The organism is Paracholeplasma brassicae (genome assembly GCF_000967915.1).
GTDB lineage: Bacteria > Bacillota_I > Bacilli_A > Acholeplasmatales > UBA5453 > Paracholeplasma > Paracholeplasma brassicae.
In genome coordinates this window covers 1,510,432-1,537,168 of record NC_022549.1, presented here as the reverse complement: position 1 = coordinate 1,537,168, position 26,737 = coordinate 1,510,432, and the positions used below count along the sequence as shown (strand labels likewise).

Sequence of the window (26,737 nt, the reverse complement as noted above, 5' to 3'; positions counted from 1 at the left end):
TATGAAGAAAGTAACAGTAATCGTTTTAAGTTTGTTTATGTATTTGTTTAGTTGTTCTTTGATGGCCTATGAAGAGGGCAACCTTCATCAACTAGACGAGCAAGTGACGGGATTTAGTAATTTAGTAGTTGAAGAGGATAAGCTTCGTTTTGTTGAAGCAATTCCTGCGGATTCAGAGGGGCTTTACACGATGGTATTTGATGAGGCATTCATGGGTGACGAACACAAGATTAAATCACAATGGACCTACACATTTTGTTATGACTATAATGCGTATTGTTTTAATGACATGGAAATTAAAAAAGATCTTTCATCAACGCTCTATTACGCCAATATGATGTCGCCAGACGAGAAGTTTTACTTAACAAACATCCCGGCAAGTGCACAAAGTGGGTTAAACTTTGTTATCTATAAAGGTGAATTCAGTCATTTTAAAGGGTTTGATTATTATAAAAATACCACAACTGATCAAGGCGTCTTCTTGGTTGATTACGATCAAATGGTCAATCTAGAACAGCTTAAAAATCAATTAAGCGCAAACGATAATGTGGATGGTGATTTAACCGATTCAATTGAAGTCTTATCGGATGCGTTTACCACAAGAACCTCAAAGCTTGGTGAGTTTTTGGTGAAATTTGGTGTCAAAGACAAACGGCATAATCAAAGTTTTTATGACATGTACGTTAAGGTAGTTGATTTAACTTCGCCAGTGATTACTGGCAGTGATCGAATTGAAATTGAATTAAATGTCGATGATTCATCGATTGAGTCTTTGATTAGCCAGTACGTGGTATCAGATAATGTGGATACCTTATTAACCAGTAATTTAGTCCTTTCAAAAGACACCTATTCAGGCAATAAAACCAGTTTAGGCGATTATATGATTGAACTCAGTTTAACGGATCTGTCAAACAACGTAACTAAAAAACAAGTATCAATTCGCATTAAAGACACAACCAAGCCAGAGATTAAAGGGCCAAGCGTGCTTTTTGCTTATTTATCGGAACAAGTAAAAACTATTGAGGAGATTAAAAAACTCTATAAGGCAGTGGATTTAGTAGATGATGAAAGCCATTTGATTGTTCATTATGATTTATCAAACTACACACATCAATTGGGTGATCACGTCATCACAATTACCGCAGAAGACCAATCAAATAACCTTTCTAGTAAAGAGGTTGTGATCAAAGTAATTGATGACGTCAGTCCAACCTTTGATGTCTCTAATCTTGTGTTAAAACGAACGCAAGTCGATCAAATGACCAAAGAAGAAATTATCTCATTTTTGACTAGAGAGTTAAAAACGAGAAATAAAGACATCACTCAAGTAGAGATACTTCTAAATGAGGCCGAGTATGGCAGTAAACATGAAAATCAGTACATTTACTTTAGTTTCTTACTTGATGGCGTGACTTATCAATCGAAAGTAATGGTAGAAAAAGAAATTGACTATATCCCTGCGGTTGTTATTGCGTTAGCTGCGATATCACTAGCCAGTATCAGTATTTATTACATCAAGAAAAAATGGTTCTAAAATTAAGGGTTTTTACCCTTTTTTCTTTTATTTGATGATAAAACAAGTTATAATAGGTATGCTAAGGTGATATTATGAAAAAAACAAGAAATGATCTATTATTGATCGTCATACTCTTTTATGTACTTAATTTAATCAATACGTATTTTGTAACAACAAACGTATTAAACCGATATTTAATCGCATTCAAACGCACGCCTTGGATTGAACTGAATTCAATTCTTGGGAATTTTTCGGCGTTATCGATCCTATTGTTCTTAGGCTTTATCTTGATCAGGTCCTTAAAGGGAAGAATCATCTATTTAGGGACAGTAACATTTTTGCTTAATATAGCGATATTCTCGATTGGTATATTTACTAAGTATTACCAAACCATGTTTTCAATTTATGAGATGACGCTATTTTATAACCCAGCGCAGGCGTTAGCGGGTTCGATTGTCGTTGAGGCATTTAGAGAGTTAATTGTCTATTACCGTGTGATTGTCTTTATTCCAACGTTTGTCTTTATTTATTTAATCATTCGTACATTCATTCGCTATAAAAACGAAAAAGAGGTATTATCCGAGGCAATGAATTTACCTAAAAATAGGATGCTTGGGGTGATGTTATTACTAACATCGGTTATTCTAAGTTTATCGACACTTGGGGTAGTTAAAGTCAACATGGATGACAACTGGCCGATTACGGCGGAAAGACCGTTGTATGGTGTTCAATCGGCGGGGCTTTATAATTATTATTTAGGTCAGTTATTTGGATTTGATTTTGGAAAGATTGAATACGTCAAATCGGATTTGCAAATTTATGAAATGTACAATAAAAATCAAGCCGAATACGTTAATTTATTTAATCAAACCTATGGAAATGTTTTAGAGCTAATCGATGCAAAAACGGTATCGGTGGATCCTGCTTTGATTGGTTTGAACCAATCATTAAACGGCATTTTTGAGGGGAAGAACATTATGGTGATCCACCTTGAAACGTTTAATCACTTCTTATTAAATGAAGAAGGTCCATTCTTGGATCAAACGTATTTTAAGACGTTAAAAGCACTACTACAAGAATCCTATGTACTTAACAACTTTTATACGAACGTTGGCTTAGGTAATTCAAGTGATGCAGAATTTTCTGTGATGACGGGTTTATACCCAAGAGGGGATACGACCGTCTATTGGAATTATGAGAAGACCCCTTATGAGCTGCAGGCATTACCAAAACTATTTACAAATTATTATAAGGCGTCGTTACATAGTGACGTGAAAGTGTTTTATAATCGAGAAAACGTGCATGAAAAAATGTATGAGTTTGATGACTATTTTTATTTTGATGAAAAAGAAGCGTTTGTTGAGAAAACAAAAAATGGGTATTACCGTTTTGCGGATCTCAATTATAAAACCGATCCAAAGAGCCCATGGATAAGTGATCTCGCGTTATTTGATTGGACAAAACAGTTGGCGATAACGAGCCAAGTAAAAAAAGAGAAGTTCTTTTTATACCCGATTACAATGCAACCGCATACGCCATATTTATATGACCCTTACCTAGAGACACCGAGATTTACAACCGAAGAACTTGTTGTCGAATCAGCGACTTATAAATACATTAACTATGAACGTTATTACGATTCGATTTTTGACAAATTCATCGAAATGACCAAATCGTTAAAAGACACCGTTTATGTGTTTTATGGCGATCATGGATCTGGTATACCAAAATCGGATTTAGAGACGATTTTAGGTAGGGAGCTATCAATGCTAGAATATAAAACTGAAATGTTAAAAACCTTGAGTTTTATTTACGCACCAGATGATAATGATACAAGTACGATTAAACGAGGCTTAATTAAAGGTGAACAAAACCTTGTTAGAAGCCAAGTGGATTTATACCGTACAATCATAGAACTATTTAATCTAGATACCGATCATTATTATTACGGGGTAAACGCTATATCGGATGAACGAACCTTCTCGATTGATACGAGAACATTTGATATCATTACAGATGATTACTATTTGTTATCCAAACATCTAGCAAGCGACAAAGAAACCTCACTTGAGAACGTTCTTTTCTACGTCGATGAAAATGATGTATTATTAGACCCTTATGAGGTTTTCAAGTACGTAATAGTTTACAAAAAGCGTATGGATGAAGCAATCACGTTTAACTTACATCAATATTTAAAAAATAATTGAAAATTGTGTTGACGTGGTTCTAAAAGTTTGATATAATTCAAGTTGCGCGGATGTGGCGAAATTGGCAGACGCACTAGACTTAGGATCTAGCGCCTTACGGCGTGCAGGTTCAACTCCTGTCATCCGCACCACTTGAAAGTTAACGGCTTATTTAAGCCGTTTTTTTTTATACGCGCAGCATGAATCATTCGATTTGAATAGAAGTATGAAACTTTGATAATTCAAATATAGTGTGAAAAATTAAAACTATATTTATGTCTAATACAGCAAAAGGAAACGATGGGCATCTTTAGTCTTGCAGAATAAAACAATTAGTTAGACTGTATATTCAAAGGTGATATAAGTAAAATTTAGTGAGTCTAAAACAGTTATAATGATAAATATCTCACACAAATATTAGTTGAACAAAAAACAAGTTTAGGTAAACATAATTCATTTAGTAGCACATTCGCATCTAAACTTATATGTGGAGATTGTGGTGGTTTTTATGGCAGAAAAAGATGGCACTCCACAGATAAGTACTCAAAGCTTGTTTATAGATGTAATAAGAAATTTGATAAAGGTAAGCATAAATGTATGACACTCACTTTATCAGAAGATGAGATCAAGATGAAATTCATTCAAAGCTATAACTTTACCATGAAAGATAAGAAACGAGTTATGGATGATACCAAAGAAATCATTGAGCTTTTATCAAACACTAAAGACTTAGATGTTGAGATTAATAAAACTGGTGATGAAATAACCGTAATTAGTGAACTTGTTAATAAGCTGATCAACGATCATGCTAAATCAAATATGAGCATAGATGAATATGATAGCAGATATAGTGAATTAACAACGAGATACGAAGAATTAGAAAACAAGCAAAAGGAACTCATCAATAAAAGAGACGACAAAAAGGCTCGGGTTTATATCATGAATGAGTTTCTATCTAACTTAAAACATGCCAAAGATAAAATGTCGGAATGGAATGATTCGTTCTTTACAATGATGGTTGAGAGTGGCATGGTACATAGAGATGAAACCATAACATTTAAATTGAAGAATGGCAAAGAAATTTGAAGTTAAAGAATAATTTTATGCTGATAAAAGGTGACATTTAACAAATTAATGCCACTTTTTCTGTTATAATGAGGGTTGCAAATAGTAAAACAACATAATAAAAAAATCAATAGTGCTGCATATATTGTTAATAATAGTTAATAATGCTATAATTTTATAAAAGGAATAAAGTTCATCAAGGTAATTAAACTATTAAGAAGAGGGGATACTTTTATGAGTTTTAAGAAATTAATAATGTTTGTTCTTATGGCTCAATTATCATATCTAGTATAAATGAAAAAGTTTGTATAGGCTACAATAAGTTAGACAGAATTAGAATAGACACATCAAGAGAACTATTTATAAATAATCAACTACTTGAAGTATTCAATATTGCATATCAAATTTCTAGAGGTCAAGAAAATTTAGATGAACTTATAGCTGTAGGTAATCAATTGCTCGTCTTTGAAACTAATAATTTAGTAGGCACTCAAACAAAAATATCATTAGATGAATTTTTGGATAAGTTGTACAAGAAAATATATTCAGGTTGTATAGAATATAACAAAAACAGATATTGCAAGAAGTAAAACGTTTAAGAAATCGATTAATTGTAAAATTGAATAAAACTAATTAATAAGGGGGATTTATGAATAATAATAAAAGTGAAACATTAAAGAATGACAAAGCATTTGTCTTAGAAGCGGTTAAACAAGATGGATCTGCACTAGAATATGCAAGTAAAACATTAAAGAATGACAAAGAAGTAGTCCTGGCAGCTGTTAAGCAGGACGGAGAGTTCTTAAAATATGCCAGTGAATCATTAAAGAATGACAAAGCATTTGTCTTAGAAGCGGTTAAAGCAAATGGAAACGCACTAGCATATGTGAGTGAGAAATTACAAAATGACAAAGAAGTTGTCTTAGAAGCGGTTAAAGCAAATGGATGGGCATTAGCATATGCCAGTGAATCATTAAAGAATGACAAAGCATTTGTCTTAGAAGCGGTTAAAGCAAATGGACGGGCATTAAAATATGCAAGTGAGAAATTAAAGAATGACAAAGCATTTGTCTTAGAAGCGGTTAAAGCAAATGGACGGGCATTAAAATATGCAAGTGAGAAATTACAAAATGACAAAGAAGTAGTCCTGGCAGCTGTTAAACAACGTGGAAGGGCATTAGCATATGCCAGTGAAACATTAAAGAATGACAAAGAAGTAGTCTTAGAAGCTGTTAAACAAGATGGATGGGCACTAGCTTATGCAAGTGATACATTAAAGAATGATAAAGCATTAGTCTTAGAAGCGGTTAAAGTAAATGGATTGGCATTAGAACATGCCAGTGAATCATTAAAGAATGACAAAGCATTTGTCTTAGAAGCGGTTAAAGCAAAAGGAAACGCACTAGCATATGTGAGTGAGAAATTACAAAATGACAAAGAAGTAGTCTTAGAAGCGGTTAAAGAAAATGGAAGTGCATTAAAATATGCAAGTGAGAAATTAAAGAATGACAAAGCATTTGTCTTAGAAGCGGTTAAAGCAAATGGACGGGCATTAAAATATGCAAGTGAGAAATTACAAAATGACAAAGAAGTTGTCTTAGAAGCGGTTAAAGCAAGTGGAAACGCACTAGCATATGTGAGTGAGAAATTACAAAATGACAAAGAAGTTGTCTTAGAAGCGGTTAAAGCAAGTGGAAACGCACTAGCATATGTGAGTGAGAAATTACAAAATGACAAAGAAGTAGTCCTGGCAGCTGTTAAGCAGGAGGGAGTGTCCTTAAAAAATGCAAGTGAAACATTAAAGAATGACAAAGAAGTAGTCCTGGCAGCTGTTAAGCAGGAGGGAGTGTCCTTAAAAAATGCAAGTGAAACATTAAAGAATGATAAAGCATTAGTCTTAGAAGCGGTTAAAGCAAATGGAAACGCTCTAGCATATGCCAGTGAATCATTAAAGAATGACAAAGAAGTAGTCTTAGAAGCGGTTAAAGTAAATGGATTGGCATTAAAATATGCCAGTGAATCATTAAAGAATGACAAAGCATTTGTCTTAGAAGCGGTTAAAGAAGATGGATGGGCATTAGCATATGCCAGTGAAACATTAAAGAATGACAAAGAAGTAGTCTTAGAAGCGGTTAAAGCAAATGGATGGGCATTAGAATATGCAAGTGAAAAATTAAAGAATGACAAAGAAGTAGTCCTCGCAGCTGGTAAGCAAAAGAATGATAAAGCATTTGTCTTAGAAGCGGTTAAAGAAGATGGATGGGCATTAGCATATGCCAGTGAAACATTAAAGAATGACAAAGAAGTAGTCTTAGAAGCGGTTAAAGTAAATGGATTGGCATTACTATATGCCAGTGAATCATTAAAGAATGACAAAGAAGTAGTCTTAGAAGCGGTTAAACAAGATGGAATCGCACTAGCATATGCGAGCAAGGAATTACAAAATGACAAAGAAGTAGTCCTGGCAGCAATTGAGCAAGATGGATGGGCACTAGCAGATGTGAGTGAGAAATTACAAAATGACAAAGAAGTAGTCCTCGCAGCTGTTAAGCAGTATGGAGAGTACTTAAAATATGCCAGCGAAACATTAAAGAATGATAAAGCATTTATCTTAGAAGCGGTTAAACAAGATGGATTCGCACTAGCATATGCGAGCAAGGAATTACAAAATGACAAAGAAGTTGTCTTAGAAGCGGTTAAACAAGATGGAATGGCATTAGAATGTGCAAGTAAAACATTAAAGAATGACAAAGAAGTAGTCCTGGCAGCAATTGAGCAAGATGGATGTGCATTAGAATATGCAAGTGAGAAATTAAAGAATGACAAAGCATTTTTAGAACTTTCCATCAAAACGAGGAGGTTTTAATTAGATTTATAATGCCTGTTTTAACAATGAAAAAAGAAAATAAAAAATTAGATAAAGGAAGTCAACACTAGTTTAAGTTTTATTTATCCCTATTTATGAACACACTTAAAAACCAGATTTGAAATCTAGTATTCTAAGTAGTATAATGAAATTGAAATTTATTTGTGGAAGTTCTTTCCACTCTTATACATGCCAAAGATTATTCTTAGTAATTTATTGGCACAGGCAATTAAGGCAGCTTTATAAACGAGAGGGTTCGTTTGTTGCCTTTTTTTGTTGTAAAAATCTAAAATTATGTTTGTTTTTCCAATTCTCACATTACTCGACATAGCCAAGAATAATAACGTCCTTAGGTGTTTATTACCTTTCTTCGTAATGTGTAGATGTTCACCTGTCATTTGACCAGATTGATACACTCTAGGATCGATACCAGCATAGGCGACTAGTTGTTCACTACGTTCAAATCGGTCTAAATCACCTAACTCACCAATGAGTCTGATTGCGAGATTGTCTCCGATGCCTGGAACACTCATCAATTGATGATAAAGCGGTACTTCACTCACTAATTCTCTCATTTCATCCAAACATAACTCGATTTCAACTTCTTGATCACTGATCTTATTAACCATAGTCTTTAGAATGGTTACTTCAAAGGCACTACTACGACAACCTGAAGACACATTGTCAATAAAACCTTTGAGTTTCTTAGCTTCATCCATTGCTTTTGGTCCTCTATGTTTGGTATCTTTCATGATATACTTCACAATTGTTTCGAATCGCTTATTCTTTAGTTCGTCTGGATGAGCATATCGCTTTAAGATTGACATGGGAATGTCCAAATAAGGATTTGGATAAACTACATCGAACCTTGGATACACGATGTCTAAGGCATTTCTAAAATGGACCTTCATTTCTCTTAACTGCTGAATAAGAAAATTGTAATGTCCATTCATACTTTGGAGTTTCTCATAGAGTTCATCTTTTTGATCGTGTAATCTAAAGTCTTTCATGAAGTATGCCTTAGCGATACCCTTACAGTCCCTAGCGTCTGTCTTAGTCGATCTTAAGTCTGTTTTACGAATTTTTGAAGCCTCTAAAGGATTTAGAATAATACACTTTTCATCATGATTCATAAGAAATGTTTCTAACGCTTTATGATAGATCCCAGTTGATTCAAATACGTAGACGACATCGCTATACGTTTCCTTCAATGTTTGACCTAATTCATACACAAACTTAAACCCCTCTAAGTCGTGCTCGATAGGTGTCGCTTTGTTAGCTGGTTTATCTATTTCAATAAACCCTTGATAATAACTCTTTCCCTTTGATACGTCCACTGCTACACATGGACTCTTCACAGTACTTACCACCTTTCTTTGTTAGATGACACGGTTCGTTTCAGTTGGAATACACTTACTTTTTTTCGTTGTTCATACGTGTTCATTGACACCATTAGATCTAAACTAGTTTCGTGTATAAACTGAAATTTTGGACATTTTTTTTCACGAACCCAAGGTTCAAAAAACGGCACACCGGTCAATAAAAAAGAAATGGACGCGATGCGTAAAAGAATCCGTGAGTTAGAGATGGAGAATGAAATGTTCAATTAAACGTCGCGCTCAAAAATCTAAAACCACTAAAGAGAGTTCTTAATACTTTAATTCATTTCATTTACACAAAATTCTTGTCACTACCAAATAATATCAAAGGGACATGATACAATAAGGTTGACAGTTAGATAAGATACCAGGGGACATGATACAATAATGTGGTTGAATTAAAATTGAATAACAATGAAAAAGATACCTTTTATATTATGAATTTAGACTTTTTTGCGATGAAACTCTAATTTTATGTTCATTAGATAGAAAGCATATTGAAAATATCCAATTAATAGACTTGATTAATTCTAAAAAAGTTAGCAAAATAACTATAAATAAAACTTCGGATCTTATTCTAGTTTTTCATGATGGTTGTGTATTAGAATGTTTAAACATTTCGATAGTTTACACAAATTGGGAATTGAAATATGAATTAACTTGTGATGCATCAGGTGAAATATCTTATTTTTGTAAATCAGTCAAATTGTGATATTAGGATTAAATGATTAACTTTTATATGGAAAGAAAATCCAATTAAATTATTGCTAATATATTTCTTAGAATATTGCTTTTATCAATAATATGTTTAGCTTTTAATCTTTCTAGGGTTTTTCTTATGTTTGCATGATTTTTTATCAGTAGTTTTATAATAAAAACTATCCAAAAAAATAAATGCTACACAATATTTTAATAATGAGGTATACTTATTATGAAGGTTAAACAAATTATTTAGTGTTTATTACCACTAATACTACAAATATAATGGATATCTAGAGGAGATAACATGAGAGGTAGACAAAAAATAGGCACTGGTCAACGAAGAAGTCAGTTATTTGACGAGTACATGATTGATGGTAAAGATATGCACATAGATTTTCAAACCATAACCAATATGGCCATTAATGGGAAGGATACCTCTGTAAGGAGGTTGTTATCATATGTTAATGAAAATAGAGCACATTTTTACATTGGGCTATATTATTAGGATATAAAAATACAACATTAAGAAATTATCTTGATATTATTGGACACGCAAAAGAACAAGGCAATATAGAAGAAGAGGTAATTTATTATTATCATTACTGTAAATTGAGTGAAGAAAGCATGGACCTATCAAGTTTGTCAAGCATAAGTACTGATGCTGTATTATTATATGTGTTTCACCAATATAAAATTTCCAAAAACAACAAGTATGTAATTGATATTCAGTATGTCTATGATTTGCTCAATATGGAAGATTCGAAAATAGACTTAATCATAGATGCCATTAGTACATTAGCAATTGATGAAAAGAAGTTCCTAATACCACTTATCAAAAGTCTAAAAAGATTTCCTAGAAATTATATGTATCATGAAATGTTCGGAATTGGAGAACTCATTTCGGTCGATGGAAATATTGCACAAGTTAAGTTTGACAGTGTAATAAAAAAAATAAAGACGGAGTATTTGTTAATAACAGTTTAGAAAGCAAAAAACCTTCCGGGAAATAAATTTGATAATTGACAATTATACTGATAAATAATAGAAATGGGATGAGAACATGAAAGCAAAAAAGTTTGAATGGTTTACATTTGAAGATTCGATGACAGATGCACTAGCTTTTAATAATAGGATGATGAATTTCCTTTTTAGTGCAAATCTCAACTATCTACATCTAACGCTTGAAATTGAATTATTTTCTTTGGGATATAAAGATGGAGATACTGTGTTTGTAAATGGATTCAACGGGCATGGATACGTATATTTAGATGTAAAAGAGGCTCAGTATCTTGAAGATAAGCTAAACTTATCATATATTGATCTTAATCCTGGAGCTCCAGATCGTATAGATGTTATAACTAGTTGGGGCAGGTTTACGGATATTGAAATAGAAGAATGGAACGAAAAGGTTGAGTTTGATTTTCCTCATAAAAATTCTGTACACTTTGAACCTTCATCTGATGATATTCCACTATCAATATTTAGAGAGCGAAACATCAATCACTTTAGTAGCTTAGATGGTAAAAGATATTTTGATTTAAATAAAGTTCAAATTGATCAGGATGGCAATTATATTCATTATAAGTCAAAAGAATTCGTAAAACCTAATAATGAGTAATAACGCATTTTATAAATCAAAATTTGTGAATATTGATGAGAAAGGAATAACTTTATGCCTGAACTTGAAGGATTTAGTCAAGATTTTTTGCAAATGGTTGTACTCTATATGATAGAGATGAACAGACCTTCTATTAACAGGATTCAGTACCAATTTAAACTGGGGTTTAATGATGCATTAAAATTGTTCGATTTATTGACTTCTTTAGAAATATTGAAGAGGGACTCCAAGGGGATGTATATCATTAACAAAGGCTATGAAGATACGATAAATATTTTATGTGAATACTTTCAGTCGAATAGTGTTTTCAAAAACTAGTCGCTTTTTAATGAAATATTATTTGTTTCTAGTAAATTTGATGGGGTACATTACCAATATTGACATAAAAGCACATTTTAATTTAGTAGACATGTATGTAAATGATCCACGCTTTAAAAAGTATTATGATCAACATGGGGTAGGACTTGCTGAATTACTTAAAGAAGTCGTACAAGAAGAAATAATTCTAAACATCAAACAAAAATAATGATACTGTTACCTAAATTTGAATAGATATTTAAATTTAGGTATCATGCAGATACTATAAGAAGAACCGTCTTTTTGAAAGGCGGTTCTTCTGTTATAACAATCTTGGACTAATTAAAAAGTTGTTCAAATACCTTTTCCACCTATTGTTTCTAATGTGCTAATTCTTCCCATACCTGTAATGATGGGTTTTGCACGTTTTATTAATGTTTGAGTAGACTCAAGTGTTAAAGATTCCTGATGTGCATTTTCATTACTCCATACTTCATATACATAGACTGTATTGGGTTCATCTTTAGAAGTATTTACAAGATATATTTCACATTCTAAAAGATTTTTCATTGATGAAGCTGCCTCTAACAATATTTCAACCATAGTGTCACGTTTGCCTTCTTGTACTATAAACTTACCAAATAAACTGAATTTATTCATCATAATCCCCCTTAAATTTAGAATTGATGTTTTTTTGCATCATACTCTTATTTGTAGTCATGAAGTATTATATATCATTATTTATAGTGGTGTCAATTTTACTTGACGGTTTACATGTGATATAGCAGAAAATACGGTAAATTCATTGAGTAATGGTAAAAGCAACTAAGAAATACATGGTTATTTGAACTTAAGACATAATATTTATAATTAAGACACCTATTTATAATAAAGATGAGCATTATTTATATGATAAGACTATTTATTTGGTATAATAAGAACATGGAGGAAACCTCAAGGCATTTTTTGAGGCTAATTAATATGAAACTAACAAACGTACAAATCGATTTATTCGCAATACTGATCTCTCTGTTCTTAATCATTACAGGGGTAATTATCGAACCTTTTTCAACCAAAGAAATTTTAATGACTGTGTTTGGGCTTGCCTTTGTTATAGGTGGGTATGCCAAAGCTAAAGAAGGTATTCTAGATACCATCTCTAACAAACAATTGAATGTTGAAATATTAATGATACTTGCGGCAGTTGGCGCATTTATCGTCAATGACTTTAAAGAAGGTGCTATTTTAATTTTAATCTTTGGGTTTAGTGGTGTGCTTGAAGAATACGCCACATCAAAGAGTGAAAAGGCGTTTAAGAATTTATTAAAACTCGCACCGACGACGGCGCTTAAGGTGGTTGGTGAAGAACTGTTAGAAGTTGAGGCGAAAGAACTTCAAATTGGCGATGTGGTTGTTGTGAAAAATGGCGATTCTGTGCCATCAGACGGTAAAATATTTAAAGGATCTACTTCTTTAAATGAACAAGCCATTACGGGTGAGTTTTTACCCGTAGAAAAAATAGAAGGTGACCATGTTTATGCGGGAACAATCAATTTATCTTCGACGATTCATGTTGAGGTAACTAAAAACCCAAGTGATACGATTGTTCAAAAAATAATCGATTTCGTAAAAGAAGCTCAAGAACAAAAGACCGAGTCACAAACGTGGATTGATCGGGTAGAAAAATATTATGTTTATCTGGTGATATTATTTTCAATTATGATGATGACACTACCAATCATTTTTAATTGGTTACCAAAAGAAGAAGCGATATACCGAGGGATTGTTATCTTAGTTGTAGGTTCACCTTGTGCACTGGTTGCCTCTGTGTCACCAGCGGTACTCTCAAGCTTATCTAACGCTGCTAGAAAAGGTATTTTGATCAAAGGTGGTAGTCACTTAGAGCGCTTAAGATCCATTGATACGGTTGTATTTGATAAAACAGGTACCTTAACCGAAGGAAAGCCAAAAGTCATTGGGTATCACGTGCTGCAAATAAATGAAGAATTATTTAAGAATGTGGTCTATTCGATGGAGTCACAGTCCAATCACCCGTTGGCGTTATCAATTGTCAATTATTTTAGTCAAGCGACCAAAGTTGAACTTGAAACAAAGGAGTCTGCGGGCTTTGGTGTTGAGGCGGTTTATGAGGGACAGACCTATTTTATTGGAAGAAAGAATGATAATGAAATAACAACGGACAATATGAAAGCATTTTTTAATCAGGGCGCGACCTTGGTGTATGTTTATCAATCAGAGCGTTTGATTGGCTATATTGGGTTAAAAGATACCTTAAGAAAAGATGCCATTGATGTGATCAAGTTCTTAAAAAACAATCAGATAGAGACGATGATGTTGACAGGCGATAATGAGTTTACGGCAAAAGCCATCGCTGAGGAATTGAAACTTGATTCTTATAAGAGTAACTGTTTTCCTGATTCAAAAAGAACCATTATAGAGGAACTAAATAAGGATGACAAGCACGTGATGATGGTTGGTGATGGTATCAATGACGCACCTGCGCTATCGCTTGCTTCAGTCGGTGTAGCGATGGGTGATGGGACTGATGTGAGTCTAGAAACGGCTGATGTGGTCTTTATGAATAATAAGCTAAGTCATATCTTGTCTTCAATCACGTTATCAAAACGAATGAAAAATGTGATACTTCAAAACATGATCTTTTCGATATCGGTGATTGTCTTGTTACTGATTTCTAATCTATTTGGATGGGTGTTATTACCAATTGGGGTTATTTTTCATGAGGGATCGACAATTCTAGTGATACTAAATAGTTTAAGGCTTTTATTTAAATAGAATGAAAGGTGCTGGCGTGAGGCTAGCACTTTTTTGTCTTTGTTATCTATTTTTGATTGAATCGATTATTTGGTATAATGTAAGTGTGGAAATCTTTAGAAAGGTTGGCGTTTATCGCCTAATTAAAATATGCTTAGAATAATCATGCATTTTATTATGTTTTTAATCGCACTCGCATCAAGTATCTTTTTATTCATTAATAACCATGTGACTGAAGGTATCGTTGTTTTATTGTTTTCGTTTTTAATCCTTGGTTTAATTGCAGGTATTTATCTAATTGAAAAGAAAAAACAAGCACTTAAAGATATTTATACGGGTGTTTATAATGAATTAGGATTTCAAAGAGATTATCAAAAGCTTCATAAAGGTCTTGAAGCTGGTAAAATCACGGAACTTTACCTGATGAAACTTACAGTTCAAAGTGAACACACAGATCTAATCAAACCCATTGGAACGTTATTAAATGAGCGTTTTTCATTTGATACAAAAGCGTATTTTAACAATGGTATTTTTGGTGTTTTGTTTGTTAATTTAAGTGGTATCATCGTTAAGGAAATGAAGAATCAAGTTGAAACATGGCTTAATGACATGTTTAAGCAAAAAGAAGTCACGGTTAAGTACGAAATCACGTATTTTGAGGTCAATAAAACGATGACTTATGAATCAGTGTTAGAAAAAATAAAGGAGGATTAATTTTCATGTTAGAAGTAGGAACGAAAGTAAAAAACTTTCAATTAAAAGATGATAAAGGGATTACGCATCAACTAAACGACTATCTAGGGAAAAAAGTAGTGATTTATTTTTATTCTAAGGATGATTCACCAGGGTGTACAACACAAGCGTGTGGTTTTAGAGACCACTACCAAGTGTATGAAGATCTAGGTGTGGTGTTGTTAGGGATTAGTGCGGATTCAAGCCAATCTCATGAATCGTTTATATCAAAATACCAACTGCCATTTGTGTTGTTATCGGATGAAACAACAGAGGTTTCAACCTATTTTGGTGCTTGGGGAGAAAAGAATTTATATGGGAAAATCTCCATTGGAATGAAACGCTCTACCTTTATTCTTAATGAAGAAGGTGTGATTGAAAAGGTTTATAAAAAGGTATCTGCTAAATCCAATCCAACCGATGTTTTAAAATACCTAGGGATACAAGTTTAGAAAGTTTTTAATATGGCTTGTTTTTGAGTTTTTTGGGTGATGGCAGGTTGCAATCACATCTAAAATGAGTTATAATCAAACATGCAAGGTTATTCTAAAAGAATAAGCACAAGGAGGATAAAATATGGCTGATAAGAAAGTTATTAAGTCAATGGACGGTGCTGAAGCGTCTGCGTATGTCGCATATGCTTTTACTGAAGTTGCAGGGATCTATCCAATTACCCCATCAACTCCAATCGGACAAAATGTTGACTTATGGGCTTCCCAAGGTAAGAAAAACTTATTTGGTATGCCAGTAAAAGTCGTTGAAATGCAAAGTGAAGCAGGGGCTGTTGGTACAGTTCACGGATCACTTCAAATGGGGTTATTAACTACTTCATTTACTGCGTCTCAAGGTTTATTACTTAAATTACCTAATATGTACAAAATTGCTGGGCAATTACTACCAGGGGTAATCCATGTTGCTGCAAGAAGTATTGCGGCACAAGCGCTATCAATTTTTGGTGACCACCAAGACGTGATGGCAGTAAGACAAGCTGGCTGGGCAATGCTCGCTAGTGGATCTGTACAAGAAGTAATGGATCTAGGGGGTATTGCACACCTTTCTGCGATTAAATCAAGCGTGCCATTCGTTCATTTCTTTGATGGATTTAGAACGTCTCACGAAGTAAACTCAATTGAAGTATTAGATTATGAAGTCTTTGATCGTCTTCTTGATCGTAAAGCAGTTGAAAAGTTTAGATCAGGTGCATTAAATCCGGCACATCCTAAAACAAGAGGTTCTGCACAAAATGACGACGTTTATTTCCAAACTCGTACATTACAAGCGTCTCACTATGATCAAATTCCAGACATCGTAAATGATTACATGCAAGAAATCTCTAAGGTAACAGGTAGAGATTATGCGCCATTTGTTTATTATGGGGATAAAGATGCAACTGACATCATCGTCGCGATGGGTTCTGTTGTTGATACCGCAAAACAAACAATTGACTATTTAAATCGAAATGGTAAAAAAGTGGGTATTTTAGGTGTTCACTTATATCGTCCATTCTCAGAAAAATATTTCTTTGATGTGTTCCCTAAATCGGTTGAACGCATTGCTGTACTTGACCGTACGATTGAACCAGGTAGTGTGGGTGAACCATTATACCTAGACGTTAAATCATTATTCTACGGCAAAGAAAAACAACCAGTCATCCTAGGTGGTATTTATGGTCTTTCATCTAAAGATACAACACCAAATATGATTAACGCAGTTTATAAAAACCTAGCGGGTGAACAAAAAGATCACTTCAAAGTTGGTATCAACGATGACGTGACTCATAGTTCAATTGATTTCTCAGAAAACATTGACGTAACGGATGAAGCAACAAGAGAATTATTATTCTTTGGTTTAGGTTCAGATGGTACCGTAGGTGCTTCTAAGAATACCGTTAAAATCATTGGTGATAACACAAACCTTTACTCACAAGCTTATGCGGCTTATGACTCGAAGAAGGCTGGTGGGGTTACTCGTATGCATTTACGTTTCAGCCCAACACCAATTAAATCAACTTACTTAGTTAATAATCCACATTTTGTCTCATGTTCAACAGACACTTACTTAGTGAAATATGACATGCTTAAAGGCTTAAGACAAAATGGTCGTTTCTTACTAAATACAACGGTTCCAAAAGAGGAAATTGAAGCGTTCTTACCAAATAAGGTTAAACGTCAATTGGCTCAAAAAAATGCGAAGATGTACATCATCAACGCCGTTGATTTAGCTTATGAAATTGGTCTAGGTAGAAGAATTAACACCATCATGCAAAGTGCTTTCTTTAAGCTTAATGAACAATTAATGCCATTTGAAAGAGCACAAGAATTGATGAAGAAGTACGCAGAAAAAGCGTATGGCAGAAAAGGTGAAGCCGTTGTTAAATTAAACTGGGCAGGGATTGAAGCTGGTGGAAACCACTTAGTTGAAATCGATGTTAAACCAGAATGGGCTTTCCTAGAAGATGAAGAAAAGAAAGTAGATGATCGTCCAGCATTCGTTAAAAACATTGCAGACGTCATTAACGCAATTGAAGGGGATTCACTTCCTGTATCGGCATTCTTAGGTTATGAAGATGCTCACATGACTCAAGGCTCAGCGGCTTATGAAAAACGTGGGATTGCAAACTTCGTTCCTGAATGGAGAGAAGAAAACTGTATCCAATGTAACCAATGCGTATTCGCATGTCCTCATGCTGTTATTCGTGCATTCTTAGCTGATGACGAAGAAGCTGCAAAAGCACCAGCTGGTTCTAAGATGATTCCAGGTAAAGGTAAAGACTTAGATAAATACAAATACACCATCCAAGTATCAACACTTGACTGTACCGAATGTGGTGTTTGTGTTCAAGTCTGTCCTGCACCTACCAAGGCATTAGCAATGACACCAATTGGACCAGAATTAGCTAACGGTTCACAACAAATTGCTGACTATTTCTTTAATGAAGTTACTTATAAAAATATCGGAACAAACAACGTTAAAAACGTAAACTTTAACAAACCATTATTCGAATTCTCAGGGGCTTGTGCTGGTTGTGGTGAAACACCATACATCAAAGCAATCACGCAATTATTCGGTGAACGTATGGTCATTGCAAACGCAACTGGTTGTACATCAATTTATGGTGGATCTTTCCCAGCAACGCCATATACCACTTTACCAAACGGTAGAGGACCAGCTTGGGCTAACTCATTATTTGAAGATAATGCCGAATTTGGTTTTGGTATGAGAATTGCTTATGAAACCATGAGAGACAGAATCCAAAGCATCTTTGCTGATCATTTAAATGACATGCCTGAAGCATTAAAAGGCCTTGTAACTAAATGGTTAGAAAATAGAGCTGATGGTGAAATCACTCAAGAATTAGCACCTCAATTAATTGATCAATTAGAAAAAGTTGACGCGCCTTACGCACGTGAACTATTAGAATTAAAAGAATACTTCGTTAGAGTCACACAGTGGATTCTTGGTGGCGACGGTTGGGCATACGACATCGGTTACGGTGGTATTGACCACGTCTTAGCTAACAACGAAGACGTCAATATTTTAGTGCTTGATACCGAAGTTTATTCAAACACTGGTGGTCAATCAAGTAAATCAGCACCAACCGCAGCAATCGCTAAATTTGCCGCGTCTGGTAAGAAGACTAAGAAAAAAGACCTAGCTGCAATCGCAATGAGTTATGGACACGTGTATGTTGCACAAATTTCACACGGGGCATCACCTGCACAAGTCATTAAAGCAATGAAAGAAGCAGAAAGTTACCCAGGTCCATCATTAATTCTTGCGTATTCACCATGTATCGAACACGGTATCAAAGGTGGATTAACTCAATCAGCGGCACAATCAAAACTTGCTACTGAATGTGGTTACTGGCCAACGTTCCGTTTTGACCCAAGACTTGCAGAAGTAGGTAAGAATCCATTCCAAATCGATTCTAAGCCACCAGTCTGGGACAAATATCAAGATTACTTATTAAGTGAATCAAGATACTCACAACTTTCACAAATTAATCCAGATCATGCGGAAGAGCTTTTACAACAAAACCTTAAAGATGCTAAACATCGTTGGGCAATGTATCAAAGATACAAAGCAATGGATTACTCATTAGAAACTGAATAATTAGATTAGTAAAACACCACTTGGAAACGAGTGGTGTTTTTTTAACAATCTAATCAAGAAGTCCCCCTTTCTCTATAGGTAGCGGGATGAATTGATTTTTTTGTTTTTTTTTGGAATATTATATATAAAACATGGTATAATATAAATATAATAAACATTCGGTATAATTACGGAAAGAAGGCTATATAATGTTAAAATTAGACACGAATTCACATTCAGTCTTTATGTTGTGGTATCACTTGATTTTAGTCACTAAATATAGACGTGAAGTCTTTACAGACGACATCTCTAATCGTGCTAAAGAGATTTTTGAAAATATAGCTACTAATTATCATATTACCTTAATTGAGTGGAACCACGATTCAGATCATGTTCACGTTTTATTTAGGAGTCACCCAAAAACCGAACTATCCAAATTCATTAATGCCTATAAATCAGCTTCATCTCGATTAATCAAACAAGAGTTTGAATCTGTACGTAACAAGTTATGGCAGTCTTACTTTTGGAGTCAAAGTTTTTGTTTGTTAACTTCGGGTGGTGCACCGATTGAAGTAATCAAACAGTATATCGAAAGTCAGGGTGAAAAAGATGAACAAAGCCTTTAAGTTTCGTATCTATCCCAATGAATCTCAAAAGACTTTGATTCATATGACCTTAGGCCATAATCGCTTTTTATGGAATAAGATGTTAGAAGATAAACAGAGACATTATGAGTTAACTAAGGGCATGTTATATAACCGTCCTGCTCAGTATAAAGATACGTATCCCTTCTTAAAGGATATTGACTCGTTATCCTTAGCCAATACCCAACTCAATCAAGAAAAAGCCTTTAAACAGTTCTTCAATCATAAACAAGAACGACCAAAGTTTCGTTCTAAGAAACAAGACTATGGGTATACAACCAATCTAGTGAATAATAATATCGTTCTATTAAAAGGCTATATCAAGTTACCTAAACTGGGTGAAGTGAAGATCAAACAACATAGAACCATACCTAGTGATATGTCTATAAAGAACGTTACGGTATCTAAAACAAGGACAGGTAAGTATTATGTTTCTATTCTATATGAATACCAAATAGAGATTAAGAAACAAGCAGTCAATCATTCAATAGGTCTAGATTTCTCAATGAATCATTTCTATATAGACGACCAAGGATTCAAGATGGATTATCCTAAAGCCATTCAAACAGACTTTACTACATTAAGAATCCTACAAAGAAGTTTATCTAGAAGAATCAAAGGCTCTAGTAATTACCAAAAGAAAGTATTAGAGATTGCCTTATTACATGAACGAATTAGACATAGAAGAGATGACTTCTTACATAAACTATCAAACGCGATAGCCAAGCGTTATGAATTAGTGAGTGTCGAGGGTTTGAATCTCATAGAGATGTCTCAAACAAGTCCATACTACGCCAAACAGATTTCTAGGTTTGGATGGACACGGTTTATCTCATTTTTGAAGTACAAGTTAGCAAAAGAAGGCAAGACACTTATGACGATGGATAAATGGTATCCATCATCGAAGTTATGTAGTCACTGTGGCGAGATTCACACGGAACTGAAACTCTCTAACCGAGTGTTTGAGTGTCCAAGTTGTCGACTACACCTAGATCGAGATCACAACGCAGCGATCAATATCAACAGAGAAGGATTAAGACAATATAAGTTAGCATTTCAGTTATAAAAGGATTCAGAACCGTAGGGACTACGGGGATAGCCTATTGAGTCACTGGTGGGTACATCGGTTTGGATAGGAAGCCCCCACTTCGATTAAGTGGTGGGTAGTTCACTTAAATAATCATCTATAAGAAAGTGTTTGACAAATTAAGCTTCGAGGTTTAAAATAGTTCAGAAGGAGCTTGAGAAAATGGAGAGAAAGAGTCAAGTATTAGTTAGACTAAGTAGTTTAGTTCTAATGAGTTTATTTTTAGTTCTTTTAGGTGCGTGTTTAAATAGCACGAATTTAAAAGTAACGTTTGATCCACAAAATGGAGAAAGTACAACAATTGTTGATGTGATTAAAGGTAATACGATTACAGAGCCTTCAGCACCAAGTAAAGAGGGTTATGTCTTTGGTGGTTGGTATGTAGACCTAGATGATGCAAAAGCATTTAGTTTTAAAACAGCCATTAACCAAAACATGACACTTTATGCCAAATGGTTAAACGAATATACTGTGTCGTTTAATGTGGGTGATGGTAGTAATGTTGGTGACGTTAAGTTTGGTGAAGGTCAAATTCCAAAAGCACCAACGGCCCCAACAAAATCTGGCTTCTCATTTGCTGGTTGGTATCTGGAGAATACTTATCAAACAAAATATGAGTTTAAGACAGGATTGAATAGTTCTGTTACGCTTTATGCGAAATGGGAAGTGGTTTTATCGGACCAAGAAAAAGTATCTGGTGATTTAGTTTCACTTGAGTTTCCAAGTCAAACTCAAACAAACTTAGTATTTCCTATCAGAGGAGAAAACGGTTCAAGATTAACTTGGGAATCGAATAAACCTCACGTGATTACGAATAAAGGGGTTATTTTATTTGGTGGCATCAATCAAGAGGAACAAGTGGTTAGTATCACTGTCACTTCAACCTCTGGACAAGTCACCGATACGAAAACATTTGATGTACTTGTAGGCGGTAGTAGCGAAGTTTCCATTACGACTGTGAAAAATGTCTTATTTGAATCAGTTTCTGATGAATATATTGTTGCCTCTAGCGACATTGACTTATATTTCCAACAAGATGGTTTCCTACCATACGTTGACATTAGCGACTTCTTAATGTTACTTGATGGCGCGATTGAAAGCGTCGCAGGTGATCCGGTTGAGATTACAGCAGATGATGGACAAATCTATGACGTGGTAAAATACATGGAAATTGATGAGACCGCGCCAAACATCATCAAAGTGTCAATGATTACAGAATACTACCAAGAAGGCGTCTTATCTGAAACAGAAGTTTATGAGGCAATGCTTGATTTTGAAGCAAATACGTTTTACTCAGAATCTTTTGACTTCTTGGATTCTTTAGGTGCAGCAACCTCAACCGATTTTGGTCAAGGGTTAAGTTTTGGTGATTCAATTTACACCGAAGGCAGTGCACTTGAAATTCCACTAGGTGATTATCGTTTTGATCTAGTTACATATGAAGACGATGGATTAAAGTACTTAATGCCTCTTCAAGTAGCGAATTTATTATTTGTAGGGCAAGTTTATTATGACGTTTATTATAATGGCGACAAACTTTACGGTGTGGATTCCTATCAATTTTTAGATGGAGAAGCAATTGTAGAATCGACAGTGAAAAATTCATCTTATAATAGCTTATCAGCGACGCGTGAAGAACGTATTGCAACGTATGATTTCATTGTTTTAGCGTTTGATTATTTTTATGGTCTAAAAGACGTTAATGGCGTCGAAACGTATTACGATGTTTTTGGTACTTACGTCGATGACATCACGATGGGTTATGATTTAGCACATTACGAAGCAATCTTTAATTTAACCTATAGTATGGACGATCTTCATACTTACCATATTACAACGGGTTACTACGCAGATAAGGGCACAAGTTTCCAATTGTCATATGCTCAATTAGGCTCAAGAATGAAAGCTTACTATGACGCCTACTGGGCAATTGAGGATGAACTAAACGCGCTTTATGGTCAAGTAAGTCTACCGCCAGTTCGCGTAACTGAGGACGGGTTAACCGCGATTATTGCCATTGAAGGGTTTGATGTCTCAACACCAGATATGTTTAAACGTAACTTAGATTTAATTGCAAAAGAACACCCTAGTGTCGTTAATGTGGTAGTAGATTTAAGCATTAATGGTGGAGGTAATGTCGGTGCAGTATGGCGTACACTTGGTTATATGACCGATGACGTAATTTATTATCACTCTCAAAATCCTACAACCAAAGCGACCGTATCATACACCATCTATGATGAGTACGATAAGTATAACTACAATTGGTTTGTCTTGATTTCACCGATGACGTTTAGTGCTGCAAATATGATGGCATCAACCGTACAAGAACAAGGCATAGCAAAAGTGATTGGAATTAAGAGTAGCGGTGGGGCATCAAGCGTTAGTGGGCTTGTGACACCAACAGGTGATGTATTATTCTATAGTTCGACAAGTGTTATCTCAAGAAAACTAACAGATGGATCATTTGAGAGTGTTGAATATGGCATTGATCCTGATGTGGCATTTAACGAATATGCTGAACTATTTGATTTAACTTATATTCAAGGCGTTGTAAATGCAAACTAGAACACATTATTATTAAAAACTCAATATATACACGTACACGCGTGAGAAAAGTATAAAAAAAAGTTCGCCAGAAATGGTGAACTTTTTCATTATTAAACGACTAATAACATTAATGATATCGATAAAGCCATTAAGGTTGCCCCAGACAACCAAAAACTAAGATAAAAGCTTCTGTCAACTTCGTCTTTATCGTAAAGGTATTCATCAAGGGTTTTCTTTGGACGTTGTTTAATAATCGCCTTTGAAAATGAGACAAACCCGTAAATCATGACATCGAAGATGCCTTCGTAAGTAACAAAGACAAACCATCCGATAGCAAATAAAATGAATCCAGAGACAAATAGTGCGTCCACGTGTGCACGTGCATCGCTCCTTGAAATATATAAAAGCATTAACCCATATAGGACAAAACCAATAATTAGATTGATCAAATACTTCTTCATAATTGGTTTTTTCAATTTTTGATTCATTAAATCACCGTTACTTTCTTACATCAACCATTTAATTATACCATAAAAAGAGCGTTTTCAATGATTTTTATTGTGGGTTATTGCAATGTTTGCGCTTTCAATAATATTTTTATAGCAGAAATCAAAAATTAGTTGACTAGTGACTTTTTTTGTAGTAAACTTATTTCAAACCATATTTATGGTATGTAAAGGAGAGAGAGAAATGAAGAAAGTATTATTACTTTTACTGGTTGCCGTTAGTGCAATAGGCTTAGCAGCTTGTGGCGAAACAACGAATACACCAGGGTCAGGGTATGACAAAAACGCAGTATTCCGTAATTACTATTCGGGCGGCGTATATAACATTAACCCTTACTCAGAAACATTAGCAGACGCATCAACAATGTATGAATATCTAACAGATAGCTTATATATTGGTGATTTCGACTGGGAGAAAGCAATCGCTGAGGGACTAGCTACCGAAGTTGGAGACTTCGAAACTAGTGGCGCAGCTGCACTTCCATACAATAGAGTTCCAAGAATGGCTGCAGGTGAACCTGTGGACGTTAGTGGTGATGGAACTAAATGGCAAATTACGCTAAAAGAAGGACTTAAATTTGAAGACGGTACAGCAATTACTGCTGAAACATTCAACTATTCTTGGAGAATGTTACTTGATCCGCTACTATTAAATGATAGAGCTTCTAACTTATATTCAGCAACTGATTTACCTTTAAAAAATGCTGAGTACTATTTTAAACAACATAAACCGGATGAAGATAAATTAGGTTTTGTTACGTATGAAGTTTCTGGTGTCATTTATTCAAGAGAAAATTCATATTTAACAACAGCCACTGATCAGCCGACATGGAAATTATATGCAGTTGAAACAGCGGTTGACAACGGAATAAAAGGTCCTGCAATCACTGAAACAGAATATCCTGGTGGTCCACAATATAAGACTATGTATACAGAATTTTGGGGTGGTACCGACGGAAAAGATGGTTGGGTATTAGTAGACAAAGATGATAACCCATTCTTATATGATGAGAACAACAACTTGGTTGCACCAGAAGAAGGTTGGACATTTGCCGATGGTACACCAATTCCACATACAGGTGGAGTAGCAAAAAAATACGCTGGTGGGCTACCTGCATTTATGGATAATGAAGGCAATCGTGCTGTAGTAGAACAAAATGGTTTACCTGTGGGTGGAACTCAAACATTTTATAATGCTGTAAAAGACTGGTCTAAAGTTGGGTTCAAAGTTATTGACAACCTAACATTTGAAATTGAATTAGCAGCAGCTAAAACTGCTTGGGACGTTAAAGGCGCATTATTATCAGGTATTACTGGTGTTGTACACCCTGCTAAGTTCGAAGCTGGTTTAAACGAAACTAAAACATCTACAACTTATGGTACAAAAGATAATCCATTATCTTCATATGGACCTTACTTATTAACAACATGGCAAGAAGACGTAGTTTTCATTTTCACTAAGAATGACAACTTCCATGCGGCTGATGAATACAGAATTCAAACTGTACGTTATGACCGTATCGCTGAGCAAAGTGTTGCAATTGATGAATTTAAAGCTGGACGCTTAGACATCGTTGGCGCAAGTGGATCTTATTATAAAGATTTCAAAGACGCTCCAGGTCTAAGATTATCACCAACTTCAACATTCTTCCGTTTCGCATTTAACATTGCAGAACGTCCTGATGGAACTACGAATCCAATTCTTGTTTATCCAGAATTCAGACAAGCATTCTACTTTGCAATTGACAGAGAAGAATTTACAACTGAAGTTCGTCCACCATCATTACCAACTCAAGCATTCCTAGGGCCTCTATACTTATCAACTGAGTATAATTCAACGCCTTACCGTGGATCAGAAGCTGGTGTGGGTGCTGTTGCAGACTTTGCACCAGACACATTTGGTTTTAACCCTGTAAGAGCTAAAGAATTATTTGACGCTGCTTATGCTAAGGCTGTTGCTGATGGTAACATCGTTGATGGCGAAAAAGTAAGTGTTGAATACACATACTATCAAGTAGAAACAAACCAATTAGTTGCTGACTGGGTGAAATCTTCTGTTGAAGAAATCTTCGGTGCAAGTAAATTTGAACTTAAATTAACCGGTGTTTCAAGTGCGGCTCTTGAGCAAGATTGGGATAACTTAGACTTCGATATGACATTTGGTGGATGGCAAGGTCTTACTTTCGATGCACCATCACTGTTAGGTCAAGTTTATAACTCCTCATTAGCTTACATGCTTGAAGGTGGTTTCGATACTGCTAACGCAGAAGTAACTGTTGAATTAGCAGCAACTAAAGCTGCATTAGAATCATGGGTAGCTGCTTATGATGAATCAAAAGCTACGGATGCTCAAAAAGCTAAACACGCTAAGTGGGTTGCTTTATTACCTGAATTTGAAGGTAATTCATTAACAACAACTTACAATAAATTATTTAATTATGCTTACGAAGAGTTCTATAACGTTGCAGACGTTGATTACGAAGGTAAGAGAGACGATTTCGACCGTATCACTGCGGCTCTTGAAGGTGTCTTACTAGATCAAATGATCGCTATTCCACTATTTACAACAACATCTGTTACTGTTTATAGTACAAGAGTAGTATTAGAAGTAAACGAATACCATGCTTGGATGGGCTATGGTGGATTGAAGTACATGTACATTACTAAATAATGTGCTAGTATGATTTATTAAAAAATTCGACTG

At 34.8% G+C, this 26,737-nt stretch carries 18 protein-coding genes and 1 tRNA gene; 16 read left to right on the top strand and 3 right to left on the bottom strand.

Features of this window, described 5'->3' with window-relative positions; genetic code table 11:
- Position 1 precedes the first annotated feature (1 nt).
- The 5 genes from BN853_RS07250 to BN853_RS07230 all read left to right on the top strand — a co-directional run bounded on the left by BN853_RS07250 (position 2) and on the right by BN853_RS07230 (position 7,633).
- Positions 2 to 1,534: a hypothetical protein gene (locus BN853_RS07250; protein ID WP_030005297.1), complete on the top strand. Its 1,533-nt coding sequence runs from the start codon at positions 2 to 4 to the stop codon at positions 1,532 to 1,534.
- A 74-nt stretch (positions 1,535 to 1,608) separates the two neighbouring features.
- The gene (locus BN853_RS07245; protein WP_030005296.1) at positions 1,609 to 3,723 is read left to right on the top strand and encodes an LTA synthase family protein; all 2,115 of its coding nucleotides are present in this window, start codon (positions 1,609 to 1,611) and stop codon (positions 3,721 to 3,723) included.
- A 46-nt stretch (positions 3,724 to 3,769) separates the two neighbouring features.
- Positions 3,770 to 3,854 (top strand) — tRNA-Leu (locus BN853_RS07240).
- A 262-nt stretch (positions 3,855 to 4,116) separates the two neighbouring features.
- Complete coding sequence (locus tag BN853_RS07235; RefSeq protein ID WP_084232969.1) at positions 4,117 to 4,788, top strand: recombinase zinc beta ribbon domain-containing protein; 672 nt, start codon at positions 4,117 to 4,119, stop codon at positions 4,786 to 4,788.
- Positions 4,789 to 5,416: 628 nt separating this feature from the next.
- Positions 5,417 to 7,633, top strand: a complete 2,217-nt coding sequence (locus tag BN853_RS07230; RefSeq protein WP_030005294.1) for a DUF4116 domain-containing protein — start codon at positions 5,417 to 5,419, stop codon at positions 7,631 to 7,633.
- A 158-nt stretch (positions 7,634 to 7,791) separates the two neighbouring features.
- On the opposite strand, the gene BN853_RS07225 is transcribed toward BN853_RS07230, so the two are convergent.
- Complete coding sequence (locus BN853_RS07225) at positions 7,792 to 8,991, bottom strand: IS110 family RNA-guided transposase (RefSeq protein ID WP_052591349.1); 1,200 nt, start codon at positions 8,989 to 8,991, stop codon at positions 7,792 to 7,794.
- Between the two features lie 1,027 nt (positions 8,992 to 10,018).
- Between BN853_RS07225 and BN853_RS07220 the strand changes: the two genes are divergently transcribed.
- The 3 genes from BN853_RS07220 (at position 10,019) to BN853_RS08860 (ending at position 11,858) form a co-directional block, all read left to right on the top strand.
- Positions 10,019 to 10,219: a hypothetical protein gene (locus BN853_RS07220; protein WP_030005292.1), complete on the top strand. Its 201-nt coding sequence runs from the start codon at positions 10,019 to 10,021 to the stop codon at positions 10,217 to 10,219.
- Positions 10,220 to 10,774: 555 nt separating this feature from the next.
- Positions 10,775 to 11,332: a hypothetical protein gene (locus BN853_RS07210; RefSeq protein ID WP_052591347.1), complete on the top strand. Its 558-nt coding sequence runs from the start codon at positions 10,775 to 10,777 to the stop codon at positions 11,330 to 11,332.
- Between the two features lie 340 nt (positions 11,333 to 11,672).
- Complete coding sequence (locus BN853_RS08860; protein ID WP_197539975.1) at positions 11,673 to 11,858, top strand: TipAS antibiotic-recognition domain-containing protein; 186 nt, start codon at positions 11,673 to 11,675, stop codon at positions 11,856 to 11,858.
- A gap of 125 nt (positions 11,859 to 11,983) precedes the next feature.
- Here BN853_RS08860 and BN853_RS07200 read toward each other — a convergent pair whose 3' ends face one another.
- Positions 11,984 to 12,289, bottom strand: coding sequence for a putative quinol monooxygenase (locus tag BN853_RS07200; RefSeq protein WP_030005287.1), 306 nt, complete (start codon positions 12,287 to 12,289; stop codon positions 11,984 to 11,986).
- A gap of 321 nt (positions 12,290 to 12,610) precedes the next feature.
- Here BN853_RS07200 and BN853_RS07195 point away from each other — a divergent pair, with 321 nt between their 5' ends.
- The 7 genes from BN853_RS07195 to BN853_RS07165 all read left to right on the top strand — a co-directional run bounded on the left by BN853_RS07195 (position 12,611) and on the right by BN853_RS07165 (position 23,545).
- The gene (locus BN853_RS07195; protein ID WP_052591345.1) at positions 12,611 to 14,443 is read left to right on the top strand and encodes a heavy metal translocating P-type ATPase; all 1,833 of its coding nucleotides are present in this window, start codon (positions 12,611 to 12,613) and stop codon (positions 14,441 to 14,443) included.
- A gap of 129 nt (positions 14,444 to 14,572) precedes the next feature.
- Positions 14,573 to 15,136 carry a hypothetical protein gene (locus BN853_RS07190; RefSeq protein WP_052591342.1) on the top strand — a complete coding sequence of 188 codons (564 nt, stop codon included), beginning with the start codon at positions 14,573 to 14,575 and terminating at the stop codon, positions 15,134 to 15,136.
- A gap of 5 nt (positions 15,137 to 15,141) precedes the next feature.
- Positions 15,142 to 15,606, top strand: coding sequence for a thioredoxin-dependent thiol peroxidase (gene bcp, locus BN853_RS07185; RefSeq protein ID WP_030005284.1), 465 nt, complete (start codon positions 15,142 to 15,144; stop codon positions 15,604 to 15,606).
- 124 nt (positions 15,607 to 15,730) lie between these two features.
- Positions 15,731 to 19,267, top strand: coding sequence for a pyruvate:ferredoxin (flavodoxin) oxidoreductase (gene nifJ / locus BN853_RS07180; RefSeq protein WP_030005283.1), 3,537 nt, complete (start codon positions 15,731 to 15,733; stop codon positions 19,265 to 19,267).
- 188 nt (positions 19,268 to 19,455) lie between these two features.
- Complete coding sequence (tnpA, locus tag BN853_RS07175; RefSeq protein WP_030005282.1) at positions 19,456 to 19,872, top strand: IS200/IS605 family transposase; 417 nt, start codon at positions 19,456 to 19,458, stop codon at positions 19,870 to 19,872.
- A complete protein-coding gene (locus BN853_RS07170; RefSeq protein WP_030005281.1) occupies positions 19,856 to 20,956 on the top strand; it encodes an RNA-guided endonuclease InsQ/TnpB family protein in 1,101 nt (366 codons plus the stop codon). Before tnpA ends, BN853_RS07170 begins: the two co-directional genes overlap by 17 nt.
- Before the next feature lie 183 nt (positions 20,957 to 21,139).
- Positions 21,140 to 23,545: an InlB B-repeat-containing protein gene (locus BN853_RS07165; RefSeq protein ID WP_030005280.1), complete on the top strand. Its 2,406-nt coding sequence runs from the start codon at positions 21,140 to 21,142 to the stop codon at positions 23,543 to 23,545.
- Between the two features lie 92 nt (positions 23,546 to 23,637).
- On the opposite strand, the gene BN853_RS07160 is transcribed toward BN853_RS07165, so the two are convergent.
- On the bottom strand, positions 23,638 to 24,015 hold the full coding sequence (locus tag BN853_RS07160) for a DUF3899 domain-containing protein (protein WP_030005279.1): 378 nt from the start codon (positions 24,013 to 24,015) through the stop codon (positions 23,638 to 23,640).
- A gap of 202 nt (positions 24,016 to 24,217) precedes the next feature.
- Between BN853_RS07160 and BN853_RS07155 the strand changes: the two genes are divergently transcribed.
- The gene (locus BN853_RS07155; RefSeq protein WP_030005278.1) at positions 24,218 to 26,704 is read left to right on the top strand and encodes an ABC transporter substrate-binding protein; all 2,487 of its coding nucleotides are present in this window, start codon (positions 24,218 to 24,220) and stop codon (positions 26,702 to 26,704) included.
- Positions 26,705 to 26,737 lie beyond the last annotated feature (33 nt).